The sequence below is a fragment of the Tunturiibacter gelidiferens genome (assembly GCF_013410115.1).
Taxonomy (GTDB): domain Bacteria; phylum Acidobacteriota; class Terriglobia; order Terriglobales; family Acidobacteriaceae; genus Edaphobacter; species Edaphobacter gelidiferens.
This window is the reverse complement of sequence record NZ_JACCCV010000001.1, coordinates 906914-920340: the sequence shown is the minus strand read 5'-3', so window position 1 is coordinate 920340 and position 13427 is coordinate 906914. Positions and strand designations below refer to the sequence as shown.

Sequence of the window (13427 nt, the reverse complement as noted above, 5' to 3'; positions counted from 1 at the left end):
AAGGAGAAAGCATGACCAGCGGAACGAAGGCGGAGCCCAGGATGAATGAGGATGAGACCACACTCTCCGGTGAAGGCCCGGCAGCGGCAGCGGACGCACCGGAACCCGGATTGACGAGAGGGACGTGGATTGGAGTTACGGTCATCGCGGTAATTGTGGCTTTGGTTGTAATCTTCGGAATTGCTGCGCGCCACCGGTCGGAGAGCACGCTCGAGACGGATACAAAAGCTGCATCGATCCCGTCAGTCAAAGTGATTCATCCTGCCAGTTCGCTACTATCTTCCGGGTTGGCGCTGCCGGGAAACACGCAGGCGTATGTTGACACTCCGATCTATGCCCGTACGAGCGGCTACCTGAAGAACTGGTACTTCGACATTGGCGCGCATGTTCGCAAGGGACAGCTGATGGCGGTTATCGAGACGCCTGAACTGGATGAGCAGCTTCAGGTGGCGCAGGCCGATCTGAAGAGCGCAGAGGCGAATCTGAACCTTGCAAATACGACCTCGGCACGCTATCAAAATCTTTTGACGACCAACTCTGTCTCGAAGCAGGAGACCGATGTCGCGGTGAGTGATGCCGCGGCAAAGAAAGCGGCGGTGGATGCCTCGACGGCAGCGGTGCGCAGACTGCAACAGTTGCAATCGTTCGAGAAGATTTACGCACCGTTCGATGGAATCGTGACAGCGCGCAATATCGATATCGGCGGGTTGATTCAGGCCGGCGAGAATACGACTCCCAAGGAGCTGTTTCATCTTGCGGCGATTCAAAAGATCCGCGTGTTCGTCTCGGTTCCGGAGGCGTATTCAACCTCGATCAAGGCCGGGGGTAAGGCGACTTTGACTCTGGACGAGTATCCGGGACGGGAGTTCGAGGGCACCATTGCGCGCAACTCGAACGCGATCGACTCAGCAACACGCACGCTGAATGTCGAGGTTGACGTCGACAATCCCAAGGGCGAGCTGCTGCCGGGGGCTTATGTTTTTGTCCACTTTAAGGTGCCGCAGCGGAGTTCGAATTTGATGATTCCGTCGAACACACTGCTCTTCCGGGCGCAGGGCCTGCAGGTGGGGGTAGTTCGTGATGGACGCGTGCAGCTGGTGCCTGTGACCATCAGCAAAGACCTGGGCGCGAATGTTGAGATCGCCTCAGGGTTGACGCCGAACGATGCCGTGATTCTCGATCCTTCCGACTCGCTGGCGAGCGGCCAGGAGGTGCAGGTGAAGAGCCAGATGAATGAGAACGCAACACAGATGCAGAAGAAAGAGGGGGCGCAGTGACGCTACGACCCAGCGCTCTGGCCAGCGCCGCGGTGTTTCTGCTAAGCGGATGCATGGTCGGGCCGAAGTACGTGAAGCCATCGGTTCCCATGACACCCGGGTATAAGGAAGCAGGACCGGACGCTTACAAAGAAAACTCGAACTGGCAGGTTGCGCAGCCGGCCGATGCGGCGCTGCGCGGAGAGTGGTGGACGATCTTTGGCGATACGCAGTTAAATGTTCTGGAGCCGCAGGTGGCGGAGAATAACCAGAATCTCAAGGCGGCGGATGCTCGTTTCCGCGAAGCACGGGCCTTGATCCGCTTCAACCACGCATCTCTGTATCCGACCGTTGGGGTAGCACCGTCCGCCGGAGGCTCACGTGAGTCGTCAAACCAGCCGTACTTCAATGTGAACAACGCGCAAGGAAACGGCGTCGGCGTGATTCAACTACCGGTGGACTTAAGCTATGAGATTGATGTGTGGGGGCGCGTTCGTCGCACAGTAAGTGCTGCGCGGGAGGAGGCGCAGGCGAGCGCGGGAGATAGACAGACGGTGCTATTGAGCCTGCAGGCCGAGCTTGCCATCGACTACTTCGAAGCTCGTAGCGCCGATGCCCAGGAGAAGCTGTTGAACGATACCGTGAAGGACTTCGAAGAGGCCTACCGGATCACGAAGAACCGCTTTGAAGGAGGCGTCGCTCCGAAGTCGGACGTCGATCAGGCGCAGACTCAGCTGGAGGCAGCGAAGGTACTGGCTCGTGACATTACTCTGCAACGAGCCCAGTTCGAGCATGCGATTGCGATTCTTCTTGGGGAGCCCCCGGCTTCGTTCGCGTTGCCGAGCGCTCCTCTAGATGCGCGACCTCCGATGATCCCGACTGGACTACCTTCGGAGCTGCTGGAGCGACGCCCGGATATTGCTTCGGCGGAACGCCGCGTCGCTGAGGCGAACGATCGCATCGGCATTGCGCGGGCTGCGTTCTATCCGACAATTTCGTTGAGCGGAACGGTTGGTGTGGAGGGAACCTCGTTTGCGAACCTCTTCGATCCGGCGAGTCTATTGTGGTCGCTGGGACCTACACTCTCGCAGACGGTATTCGACGCGGGACGTCGAGCCTCTGTGTCCGAACAGGCCAATGCCAGCTACGATGAGACCGTTGCGAACTACCGACAGACTACTTTGACGGCGTTTCAACAGGTCGAAGACAATCTGGTTGCTCTGCGGGTTCTCGATCAGGAGGCGGGGCATCAGCGTCAGGCTACGATGGCGGCACAGTCTGCTGCGCAGATATTCAACAATCGATATGTGGGCGGGCTCGATACCTATCTTCAGGTTGTGACCGCTCAGACGACCGAGTTGAATAACGAGCGGAACGACATCGACATTATGCGCAGACAGATGGATGCGAGCGTGCTTTTGATCAAGGCGCTGGGTGGTGGTTGGAACGTGACTCAGTTGCCGAAGCTCTAGTTTCACGACTACAGGAAGTTTTAGCGGCCGGAGAGATTCAGGGGCAGGTAGAAGGAGAAGACGGAACCCTGTGACGGCTGGCTGGTGACGTCGATGGAGCCGCCGTGGGCTTCGACGATCGCCTTCGCGATGGCGAGTCCCATGCCTGTTCCCTGCACGCGATATCTTTGGCCCTGGCCGCGGTAAAATTTGTCGAAGATCATCATCTTCTCGAGATCGTCAACTCCTGCGCCACGATCGGCGACGCTGGTGACGAGCTGGCCTCGGGAGACTTCGGCGCTGACGAAGATGGGGCTTCCCTCTGCGGAGTATTTAGCGGCGTTCTCCAACAGATGCTGCAGTACTTTGGCGATGCGCTCGAGGTCCATCTGCACGGGAGGAAGGGTGTCGGGGAGGCGGAGCTCGAGGGGATGGTTTTTGAGCGGTCCCTGTACGGCCTCGAGCGCAAGATCAACCGCCTCTCGCATGGAGTGCATGCGCAGGTCGAGCTTGATGTCGTTTGCATCCAGCTCCGCCATCTCCATCGCCTGACCGACGAGTCGGTCCAAACGGGCGGCCTCCTCCTCTATAACCTGCAACATCTCTCCGCTTTGCTCTGCATCGAGGGAGGGCTCGCTGCGCAAGGTGGTGACGGCGGCTGTGATCGAGGTCAGGGGCGTTCGGAGTTCGTGCGCGACAGAATCCAATAACGCGTTGCGCAGGCGCTCGCTTTCGCGTGAGGCCTGGACGCGCGTGAGGGTCTCGACGGCACCGGCGCGTTCGATGGCGATAGCTGCCAGGCCACAGACTGCGTCGAGCGCCTCGGGCGAGGTCCTATTGCCCGTGATTCCAACTGCGCCGATGGGACGCGTTCCGAGGAGGATTGGAACGAGGGTGACGGCGCGCGCTTCGTCATAACGATGGTCGCGGGTGAACGCTGCATCACGCAGTTCGGAGGCGGTTACGTCCATGTAATCAGGACTGGAGCGGTAGATGCGATCTTTTTCGCGGAGGTAAACGGCGGCTCCCGTAAGGTTGAAGGTCACGGCGATCATCTGCGGCAGGACATTGAGGAGATCGATCACGTTGCCGGTCACCAGCATTTGCTGGCTGAACTCGTATAACCGTTCCGCCTCGCGCTGGCGGCGGCGCGATATCTTTGCTTCGCGTCGCGCCCGTTCCGCAAGCTGGCTGGCGACGATGCCGGTCACTAGAAATGCGAACAGGGCGACCCAGTTGCGACCGTCCCCAACGGTGAAGGTGAGGACCGGCGGAAGGAAGAAGAAGTTGAATGCAGCCGCTGAGAGAATAGACAGGTAGATCGAGTGGCGTAGACCCCAGTTCGCGGCTACGAGAAGGATGCCTATCAGGAATGTCAGGGCTACTGTGGTTTCGTTGACATGCAGCCGAAGAAAGTAGACGGCTACAATGACAGCTGCGCTCGCTGTGGAGATACTGTAGCGGACGATACTGCGTATAAGCTTTCGCTGCACTCCATTATCTTATCCTTATGGGCACTCGCGATAACTCGAATCCGGCGTTGAAGAGCCCGGAGGAATGGCTGGAGAAGGTCGCACCGGAGAAGATGCGCGGGACCTTCAAACTCTTCCTCGGCTATGCGCCCGGCGTCGGCAAGACATACAACATGTTGAGCGAGGCGATCCGCCGGCATCAGCGTGGGGAGGATATTGTCATCGGGGTGGTCGAGACGCACGGCAGACCCCGTACTGCCGAGTTGGCCGAGCAACTGGAGCAGGTTCCGCGTAGAAGGATTGAGTATAAAGGCGTGGTCTTCGAGGAGATGGACCTCGATGGCATCCTTACGCGTCGGCCCCAGATCGTTCTGATCGACGAACTGGCGCACAGCAATATCGAGGGCACCAAACATCGCAAGCGATATGAAGATGTGCTCGACGTTCTGGCCGCCAACATCGACGTCCTGGCCACGATGAACGTGCAGCACATCGAGAGTGTCGCGCCAACCGTCCAGAGTGTGACCGGCGTGATCATCCGCGAGACCGTCCCGGATTGGCTAGTGCAACGCGCGGACGAGATCGTGATGGCCGATCTGACGCCCGAAGCTCTGCAGACACGGATGCGTCGCGGAGATGTCTATGGAACGGCTCGTGCTGAAAAAGCCCTGGCAAACTTCTTCCGTCGCGGAAACCTGATCGCGCTCCGTGAACTGGCGCTGCAACATGTCACGAAGGCGGTCGATCGCACATTGACGGCCTATATGGACGCGAAACGCATCGAGGCGCATTGGGCGGTGCGCGAACGCGTGGCTGTCTGCATCAGTTCCAACAGTTCCTCGCAGATGTTGATCGCACGCGGCGCACGCGTTGCGGAAGGCGTAGGAGGCGAACTGTTTGTTCTGCATGTCGACGATGATGAAGACCTGCTGGAAGAAGAAAAAGCTACGCTAGCGGCTAACATCCAGTTCGCACGCAATATGGATGCGCAGGTGTTCTCCGTTAAGGGAAAGAGCATCGCCCACGCTGCGGCCAGTTTTGTTCGCGAAAAGCGCATCACTCATATCGTCTTCGGCCGTACTGCCGTCCACGGCCTTCGCAAATACCTTTACTACTGGGCGATTCAGCACTTTCTCAAAGAGTCGCCGAATGTGGATGTCCACATCGTCACGCAACATCCGGAGCGCGAATGAAACAAAACCTGGAAGGCCAGCAACATGCAAAGATTCTTATCGTGGATGACGAGGCGCAGATCACTCGCGTACTTCGCACGGCGCTTTCGACGCAAGGCTATTCGTTGCGCATCGCTGCGAACGGCGTTGAGGGAATGGAGGCTGTGCATACGTGGAAGCCAGATCTCGTCGTTACAGACGTCTCCATGCCTGAGATGAACGGGATTGAGCTTTGCCGCGAGATTCGAGCTGTATCCAAGGTTCCGATCATTGTTCTTTCGGTCCGCAATCAAGAGGCCATGAAGATCGAAGCGCTGGACGCCGGCGCGGACGACTACGTGACGAAACCATTCAGCATTCAGGAGCTGCAGGCTCGCGTCCGCGCGCAACTCCGCCGCAGTTCGGCTACCGAGTCCGACGCCCCGCAGGTCATCTCAGCAGGCGATTTTTATATCGATATTCCGCAGCACCGAGTAGCAGTTCGCGGGCAAGACACGCACCTGACACCGAAGCAGTTCGACCTTCTCGTGTGCCTGGCGCAGCACCCCGGACAGGTCCTGACGCATCGAGCGTTGCTTCACGCGGTTTGGGGAACGAACGCCGATCAGCCGGAGTATCTGCGCGTCAACATTGGCCAGTTGCGAAAGAAGATCGAGCTCACAGAAGAGCCCGCGTATATCGTCACCGAGCCTTGGATCGGCTATCGTTTTCGCCCTACCGGCGACGATGAGTTCTGATCTTGGTCCCTCTTAGTTGGCAAAACGCTTGTTCCTGACCTTTGCTGCATTGTTCTTCGGCATCAACAGAGAAATCGCTTGCGGTAAGAGGCGAACGGAGATCGGGAGGTGACCGATCCACTCCCCGTCGAGTTCTGCATGAATGCGATGATTCGGCTCAAGCGGCGTGCAGCGGAACTCGGAGACTCGAGCCTGTTCCAGCCACGGATTCTGGGTGCTGAGTCTAACGTGACTAAACGCGAACCACGCCGGTAGACCGATCGTCGCCGGTGGTTTCACGATGGAGAGTAGAAGATCGCTCTCGTTCGCGGAACTACCTGTTGCGAGACGACTGAATATGCCGCCAAGATTTGCAACGCGAGAGCAGATAATCCCGACGCCGCGTCGCTCCACCCACTCGCCGGAGTCGCTCCTTCGATAGTCCACTCGAAACGCGGGAAAGCTTCGCGTCAGGAAGAGTCTCAGCGAATGGGCGTAGTAGACGCTTCGACCGAGCTTCGATCTCTTCCCTGCGAGGAGCCGATACACGAGCGCACCATCCGGACCAGCTCCGGCCATGACGATGAAATGTCTGGTCACTTCGGATCCTTCGGCAGCGTAGCGTGCCTCGCCGACCGAGATCGCGCGCGACTCAAAGCTTAGCTGCTGTTGAAGAGCTTTCACGGGATCGAGCGACAACCCGAGATTGCGCGCAAAGGCGTTTGCCGTCCCGAGCGGTACGACCCCAAGCGCGGCTTTTGTGCCCACAAGGCCCTGCAGAACCTCATGCACCGTGCCGTCGCCACCACAGGCGAAGACCGCATCGCATCCCATGGCCGCAGCATCAGCGGCAATTGAATGCGCCTCGCCGGCTGATGTAGTCAGGATCGCATTCGCCTGGATGCCAGCTTGTTCAAGAGTCTGGACCATAGCATGGACCAGAGTTCGCAAGTCTTTGCTTCGCCCGGCCGATGCGTTGATGACTAAAGTTGCTCGATGCACAGTGCAAGACTCTCACATCCTAATCCGAAGGAACAGAATCGGCGTTATCGGGGTAGGTCTCCGAATCTGATTGTGTGGAACCGCTTCTCCATGATTTCATCGATTCTGCAGATGCGTTGCAGTCCTCGACTACTTAGGAGATTTGCATGACCTATCAGGTTTCGCGCAACGGGCAGATGTATGGACCGTATACCCTCGAAGACCTTCAGCGCTATGTCGGCTCGGGAAACGTTCTGCTGACGGACATGGCCAAGAGCGACACGATGCCCGATTGGGTTCCGGTCGCCCAAATTATCGGCTCAGCGGGCGTCCCGGCGACACCGGTCTACGCTGCTCCTGCTGTGTATTCGCAGTCAGGCAGCACCTATCCTGACCCGCCTAACTTGAACTGGGTGCTTGAACTGCTGCTCGGTTTTCTTACTTGTGGGCTCTTCGTGGTGGTCTGGAACCTGGTTATAGCCGCGTGGGCAAACCGAGTGCAACCGGCGAGCAAAGCCCTGATGTTTTACATTATTGCCACCGTGCTGGTTGTGCTGCACTTCGGTGGGTCCTGGGGACTCGTCATCGCGATGAGCCATCACCAACAGCCCCATCAAAACTTCGTGGGAGGATTCATCGGCATTGCCGCCTGGGTCGCTCGCCTCATCGCCCGCTTTACGCTGCGAGATACGCTTGAGCAACACTTCAACAGCGCCGAGCCCCTAGGCCTGCGTCTGAGCGCCGTCATGACTTTCTTCTTCGGCGGCATTTATTTTCAATACAAGCTCAACGAGATCAACCAGCTGAAACAGACCCTTCGCTACCAGAACGTGGCGCGGTGATCGTGCTGACTCGAGGTAGTCGTGTCGCAGCAATCGTACGAACGGTTGTACCGTTGGCGATCGTCGGGGTGGTGGCTGGAGTTCTGCGGCGCTTTCCCCCTGCACAGTACAGCTTCTATCCACGGTGCCCCATCTATGAAGCTTTTCATCTGCAGTGTCCTGGGTGCGGAGCTACACGCGCGGTTGCCGCGCTGCTCCAAGGGCGGCTTAACGAGGCGATACACTTGAACGCACTGATTACGCTCTTGCTTCCTCTCGCGGCAGCTTATGGTTTTGGCTGGTACTGGCGATTTGTTCGACGCGAAGATGATGGCTGGCCGCGAATGCCCGGTGCGCCCGTCTATGTCGTGCTCGCTGTGGCTTCGATATTTACAGTTCTTCGCAATCTTCCGCTTCGGCTGTTCCAATAAAAAGCAAAACGATCCCTGGGATTAGCAGGGACCGCTCGACTCGATTAGAAACGACGTTACGAAGCGTTATGCCTCGACGGCGACAGGCTCGGTGGAAGCTGGGGTAGCGGTGCCACCCTTCAGGTCGGTTCCGCCGGGCTTGCGAATGTCGATGCCGCCCTTGAAGAACGCGCCATCTTCAATCGAGATACGCGCTGCGATTACATCACCGGTGAGCGAGCCTTCGCTGCGAATATCAACGCGGTCGCTAGCCTGGCAGTTGCCTCGGACCTTACCGAGCACAACGATCTCGCGTGCCACGATGTTCGCTGCGACCTGTCCGTTGCGGCCTACTGTGACGCGGTTGCCGGGGAGGTTGATTGCGCCTTCGACTTTGCCATCGATGTACAGTGACTCAGAACCTGTCAGCTCACCCTTGACGATCAGGGACTTGCCGATGGTGGCCTGCTCGCCGGTTGGTACGGCGGCTGATGCGTTGCCAGCGCCAACGGTCGCGGGACGGGTGGGGCTCGCCTCGAAGTTCGTCGCTGGAGTCGACGGACGCACCGGTTCAGGAGTCGAGGGAGTGTTGCTTCCAGTCTGATTCGGTTTCCACATGTTCGTTTGTATCCTTTCGTACTGCTTCAAATGATCCGCCGCGGTCTGTCGCACGCGCTACCACGACGGCAGCACGCATACTTTCCACGATACTACTCTGCAAAGGCCCGTGGATTGCCCCGTATTCACAATCTATTCCACAACCTCTGAACCTTTTCCGTTACCTATGGAGTTCTTTCCGACTTCACTGAAGTTTCTTCTGCTATTTAGCCCTTTTATTCCACCCCAAAAGTGTTATGCGTCCCGAAACCCCTACCGCATAGAAAAGACTGTTCGTCAGGTAGCATGGCAACAACTGAATTTCCCCTGTGAGAGCCCTAATCCCTTGAGTTCGACTCCCCGCACGACCCGCGCCAGGCCGCAGTTTTCTCATCTTCTGGTGGCAGTATTTTTTTTGGCTTTGCCGTCAATTTATCCGGGACGTCCGCTGCTGGCGGCCGGTCCGAAGATTCATACGGTCACGCTGGGGGCGTACCGCAAGGTTCCCTACACGCAGCCAGATGCCACTCCCGACAGCAAAGTGGATGAGACCAGCAGCCTTAGGGTGCGTCCGCTGTTCGTGGACGATCGCCAGAAGGAGTGGACGACTGGCGAGAGCCACGATGTGACGGACCGCACCTTTACTGTCCGCCGTGCGCTTCGGCTCAATGACGCGCTGCCGAATGATGCTGCACCGCATTGGATCTGGCAGCCAGGGCCTTGGCTCTCCGTTGATCGCGTCACTGGCCACATTACGGTGCTCCGCCTGCCCGACTTCGACTTCGCTGTCTCCGATGTGGTCTGGTTCCGCGACTATGCGGCGTACTGTGGGATCGCAACGACGGCCAAGGGAGGCCTTTATGCAATCGTGGCCGAGCTGGGAGCGCGGCGGCCGGTAGTCCAGAAGCAGATCGGGAAGTGGCCAGAGGCTGACCACTTCATTCCGGTGTGCCAGCCTGCTCAGTGGCAGCGGTTGCCCTTGCGGGTCACGCTAAAGCCGACTGGCGGCGAGGCGACCACCTACGACGTGGTCGGCACCGTCTCGCTGATGGAAGAGGGCGATAACTCGGACGAATAGTAGAGCGCTGGCTGGGTCGCCGGGGTTGAGGATTCGTGACACGACGTCGTCGAAGCGGCGGTATTTGGTTTAGGATCAACGTCTAGTTCCGGGACCACCGCTGCGAGGGCTGGGAACTTTGCGCTGTCTCTGAGGCAGGAGTTTCGAATTTGTTGAATCTGTTCCAAGGCATCAGGCCGTTGAAGCGAACCGGCGTTATACGAGACGCCGTTGCCGGTGTTGCGTTCGCCGCGATGAATATTCCGCAGGCGCTCGGGTATACCCGGATCGCAGGAATGCCTGTTGTTACCGGTCTGTATTCCCTTCTGCTGCCGCTACTTGCATTTGCGACCTTCGGTTCGTCGCGGTTTCTGGTGGTCGCCGCTGACTCGGCAACTGCGGCTATCCTTCATAGCGGCCTGGCTGGCATGGCTCCAACAGCGAGCACTCGATATGTCGCGCTGGCAGGCCTGGTAGCGCTTCTCACAGCCGCTTTCCTGCTGGTGGGGCGGTTGTGCAGGTTGGGTTTCGTCGCCGACTTCCTCTCACAGACAGTGCTCGTCGGTTTCCTGACGGGCATAGGATTTCAGGTCGGCATCGCGGTTCTGGGCCAGATGCTAGGCGTTCAGGTCTCCTCGCGTAGATCGATTCTTCAACTCGTGGAGATCGTCCGCGAACTCCCGAGGATACATCTACCGACGTTGGCGGTGACCCTCGCGGTGCTTGCGTTCGTCTTTGCTCTCCGCTGGTCTGCGCCTAAAGCACCCGGGCCGATGTTTGCAGTCGTTCTGGCCACAGCGGCCAGTGCAGTGTGGAACTTTGCCGGGCATGGCATCGCAGTCATTGGCGCGGTGGCGGGGGGTCTGCCGCACCTTGCAATGCCAGACGTTCGTTGGAGTGACATCAAACCACTGCTCTCGGTCGCCGGGTCATGCGCTGTCATGATACTGACCCAGAGCGCAGCAACCTCGCGAGTCTATGCAGCTCGTTATCATCAAAGGCTTGACGAGAATCAGGATCTGATCGGCCTCTCCGCGGCCAACGCGGCTGCTGCCTTCAGCGGGACGTTCGTCGTCAACGGCAGCCCTACGCAAACCGCCATGGTGGAAGGCGTGGGCAGTCGGAGCCAGATCGCACAGGTTACCACGGCGATAGTCGTCGCGCTGGTACTGTTGTTTCTGACCAAGCCACTTCAATATCTGCCGCAATGCGTACTGGGCACCCTGGTTTTCCTGGTGGCGATCCGGCTGATTAAATTGCGCAGCCTGCAGGGGATTCTCCGCGAAAGCCCTGCCGAATTCGCGCTTGCCGTGACAACTACCATCGTCGTGATTACTGCAGGCGTCGAAGTGGGTATTGTTCTGGCGATGGTCCTTTCGCTGCTGCGCATCGTGCACCATAGCTACCATCCCCGCACGGGAGTGATGATTCCGGATGAGGCCAATGTGTGGAAGCTGATTCCTCCGACTCCAGGCGCAGTGACTGAGCCGGGGCTGGTGATGTACCGCTTCGGGGCCGCACTGTTCTATGCCAATGCGAGCCGCTTCTCGGACGAGATTCTCGCACTGGTTGGCCCATCACCGACCAGCGTGCGGTGGGTCATCGTAGATGCCGAGGCGATTACCAACCTGGACTACAGCGCCGCGCGAGTGGTTGAGGAGTTGAAGAAAAATCTGGCAGATGCTGGCGTCCAGTTGGGATTCGCTCGAGTACCGTGGAACACAAGGGAAGACTTCAACCGCCATCACCTGACCGAGGCAATTGGCACCTCATGGATCTTCACCCGGCTTCACGACGCACTCGAGGCCTTCGGGGCAGCGAAACCGACCTCGTCCATTGCGACGGCGCAACCGTCCGCTACGTCGTAGCTGCGCCTGAGATATAGGCTTCGAGATGCCGGATTGTCATCTCCTGCTCGCTGATGACCGTGTTCACGAGGTCGCCGATCGAAACTACGCCGACGACCGCACTGCCCTCGACCACCGGCAGGTGCCGGATGCGATTCTTGGTAATGATGCGCATGCATTCGCCGACGGTGTGCTTTGGCGACACGGAGATCACCGGGCTGCTCATGATCTCCGCGACCTGGGTTTCCTTCGACGATCGCCCCTGCAGAATGACCTTCCGCGCGTAGTCACGTTCGGAGATGATTCCCATAAGCGACTGCTGCGTCATCACCAGCAGCGCGCCTACCTGCCGCTCTGCCATCATCTCAATGGCCTGATAGACGGAGGCGTCTGGCGCGATAGACGCAATAGGCCCGGACTTTTGCTTTAGCACCATACCGATCGTCATCGCAAATTCACTCATGGGGCACCTCGGGCCTCGAATAGTACCTCCGCTGCGCAACCTCGCGCAAATACTTAAAAAACGCGCTTGCGTCTCCAGCAGTATCATCAGACTATGCAGTCTTTTGACGCACTTCTCCGCGAAGCCGAGATCGCCCACGGTCACCTTTGTGCTGGTCAGATTCTCGGTGTCCGGATGGCCATGCTGGGTTGTGAACGCCTTGGCGTCGAAGATCCCAAGGGTGCCGACCGCAAGCGCCTGGTCACGTTCATCGAGATCGACCGATGCGCGACCGACGCTATTGCCGTGGTCACTGGTTGTCGCCTGGGCAAACGCGCCATCAAATTTCGCGATTGGGGAAAGATGGCCGCCACCTTCGTCGACCTCACGTCACCCCTGACGCCCCAGGGCGATACTCCTGTTTTCAAAGCTCTGCGGATCGCCGCGCTGGAGTCTTCCAAGCAGCGTGCTCGTGAGCTCTTTCCGCACCTTGAGAACAAGAACGAACAGCAGATGCTCGCCTATCGCGAGTTGCCTAACCAAGACCTCTTCCAGGAAGATTGGGTTGCGGTCCCGATCCACCCACGTGAGATGCCCGGCTACAAGTCGGCGCGCATCACCTGTGCGCAGTGCGGCGAAGGAATCAACTATGATCGCGAGCACCTCCGCGACGGAAGAACTCTTTGCCAGGGCTGTGCATTCCCCGAAGCCCGCTACTATCGACCGCTTATGGAGCCGGAGTTCGCCAACAACGGCGAGGCCGGCGCGGGGACCTCTCCGCAACCGGCCTGCGAACATTGTTAGGCGCAGCAAGACTGCAGCGTAGGGTATCGACTACCAACGATCACGGTGGTCGTCATGGCGGTAGTCACGAGGGTCATCACGGTGATCATAGTGATAGCGCTCAAACTCATGCGCTCGCACCCACTCGGCATGTCGACGTTCCTGTTCAAAGCGCAGACGAGCATAGTAGTCGGGCCCGTAGTAGTAGCCGCGAGCGGGATAGCCATAGTAAGCCGGATAGCCAACCCGTACCCCCACAGCGAACTGCTGTGCGTCAGCCTTCGCCGGCGCCGCCAACACAAACGCACCTGCCAGTAAGCCAACCGTTACGCCCTTTGCAACCATCGCTTTTACGTTTGTGATCTTCATAACAACCTCCTGCCTACACCCAATGAAACCCACCTTACTCAAACCGGTTGCGC

At 58.6% G+C, this 13427-nt stretch carries 14 protein-coding genes; 9 read left to right on the top strand and 5 right to left on the bottom strand.

Going from position 1 to position 13427, the window contains the following annotated elements:
- Window positions 1-11: 11 nt before the first annotated feature.
- On the top strand, window positions 12-1277 hold the full coding sequence (locus HDF12_RS04015) for an efflux RND transporter periplasmic adaptor subunit (protein ID WP_257025335.1): 1266 nt from the start codon (window positions 12-14) through the stop codon (window positions 1275-1277).
- Window positions 1274-2728: an efflux transporter outer membrane subunit gene (locus HDF12_RS04010; RefSeq protein ID WP_179581327.1), complete on the top strand. Its 1455-nt coding sequence runs from the start codon at window positions 1274-1276 to the stop codon at window positions 2726-2728. Before HDF12_RS04015 ends, HDF12_RS04010 begins: the two co-directional genes overlap by 4 nt.
- Window positions 2729-2748: 20 nt before the next feature.
- On the opposite strand, the gene HDF12_RS22780 is transcribed toward HDF12_RS04010, so the two are convergent.
- The gene (locus tag HDF12_RS22780) at window positions 2749-4200 is read right to left on the bottom strand and encodes a DUF4118 domain-containing protein (protein ID WP_179581326.1); all 1452 of its coding nucleotides are present in this window, start codon (window positions 4198-4200) and stop codon (window positions 2749-2751) included.
- A gap of 17 nt (window positions 4201-4217) precedes the next feature.
- On the opposite strand from HDF12_RS22780, the gene HDF12_RS04000 reads away from it, so the two are divergent.
- Together HDF12_RS04000 and HDF12_RS03995 are read left to right on the top strand one after the other, a co-directional pair.
- Window positions 4218-5372 (top strand): histidine kinase, encoded by a 1155-nt coding sequence (locus HDF12_RS04000; RefSeq protein ID WP_179581325.1) that lies wholly within the window; start codon window positions 4218-4220, stop codon window positions 5370-5372.
- Complete coding sequence (locus tag HDF12_RS03995) at window positions 5369-6088, top strand: response regulator transcription factor (protein ID WP_179581324.1); 720 nt, start codon at window positions 5369-5371, stop codon at window positions 6086-6088. The genes HDF12_RS04000 and HDF12_RS03995 overlap by 4 nt, the downstream gene beginning before the upstream one ends.
- 12 nt (window positions 6089-6100) lie before the next feature.
- On the opposite strand, the gene HDF12_RS03990 is transcribed toward HDF12_RS03995, so the two are convergent.
- Window positions 6101-7069, bottom strand: a complete 969-nt coding sequence (locus HDF12_RS03990) for a diacylglycerol/lipid kinase family protein (RefSeq protein WP_179581323.1) — start codon at window positions 7067-7069, stop codon at window positions 6101-6103.
- Window positions 7070-7215: 146 nt separating this feature from the next.
- Here HDF12_RS03990 and HDF12_RS03985 point away from each other — a divergent pair, with 146 nt between their 5' ends.
- Both HDF12_RS03985 and HDF12_RS22775 read left to right on the top strand, forming a co-directional pair.
- Window positions 7216-7890: a DUF4339 domain-containing protein gene (locus HDF12_RS03985; RefSeq protein ID WP_179581322.1), complete on the top strand. Its 675-nt coding sequence runs from the start codon at window positions 7216-7218 to the stop codon at window positions 7888-7890.
- Window positions 7887-8300, top strand: a complete 414-nt coding sequence (locus tag HDF12_RS22775; protein ID WP_179581321.1) for a DUF2752 domain-containing protein — start codon at window positions 7887-7889, stop codon at window positions 8298-8300. Before HDF12_RS03985 ends, HDF12_RS22775 begins: the two co-directional genes overlap by 4 nt.
- 66 nt (window positions 8301-8366) lie before the next feature.
- Here HDF12_RS22775 and HDF12_RS03975 read toward each other — a convergent pair whose 3' ends face one another.
- The gene (locus HDF12_RS03975; protein ID WP_179581320.1) at window positions 8367-8897 is read right to left on the bottom strand and encodes a bactofilin family protein; all 531 of its coding nucleotides are present in this window, start codon (window positions 8895-8897) and stop codon (window positions 8367-8369) included.
- Window positions 8898-9222: 325 nt separating this feature from the next.
- Here HDF12_RS03975 and HDF12_RS03970 point away from each other — a divergent pair, with 325 nt between their 5' ends.
- Both HDF12_RS03970 and HDF12_RS03965 read left to right on the top strand, forming a co-directional pair.
- Window positions 9223-9954, top strand: a complete 732-nt coding sequence (locus HDF12_RS03970) for a hypothetical protein (protein WP_246373645.1) — start codon at window positions 9223-9225, stop codon at window positions 9952-9954.
- 152 nt (window positions 9955-10106) lie between these two features.
- On the top strand, window positions 10107-11801 hold the full coding sequence (locus HDF12_RS03965; protein WP_257025334.1) for a SulP family inorganic anion transporter: 1695 nt from the start codon (window positions 10107-10109) through the stop codon (window positions 11799-11801).
- On the opposite strand, the gene HDF12_RS03960 is transcribed toward HDF12_RS03965, so the two are convergent.
- Window positions 11791-12243 carry a CBS domain-containing protein gene (locus HDF12_RS03960; RefSeq protein WP_179581318.1) on the bottom strand — a complete coding sequence of 151 codons (453 nt, stop codon included), beginning with the start codon at window positions 12241-12243 and terminating at the stop codon, window positions 11791-11793. The genes HDF12_RS03965 and HDF12_RS03960 overlap by 11 nt on opposite strands.
- A 93-nt stretch (window positions 12244-12336) precedes the next feature.
- Between HDF12_RS03960 and HDF12_RS03955 the strand changes: the two genes are divergently transcribed.
- Window positions 12337-13026, top strand: coding sequence for an FmdE family protein (locus tag HDF12_RS03955; RefSeq protein WP_179581317.1), 690 nt, complete (start codon window positions 12337-12339; stop codon window positions 13024-13026).
- A gap of 30 nt (window positions 13027-13056) precedes the next feature.
- On the opposite strand, the gene HDF12_RS03950 is transcribed toward HDF12_RS03955, so the two are convergent.
- Window positions 13057-13374 carry a hypothetical protein gene (locus HDF12_RS03950; protein WP_179581316.1) on the bottom strand — a complete coding sequence of 106 codons (318 nt, stop codon included), beginning with the start codon at window positions 13372-13374 and terminating at the stop codon, window positions 13057-13059.
- Window positions 13375-13427: the final 53 nt, after the last annotated feature.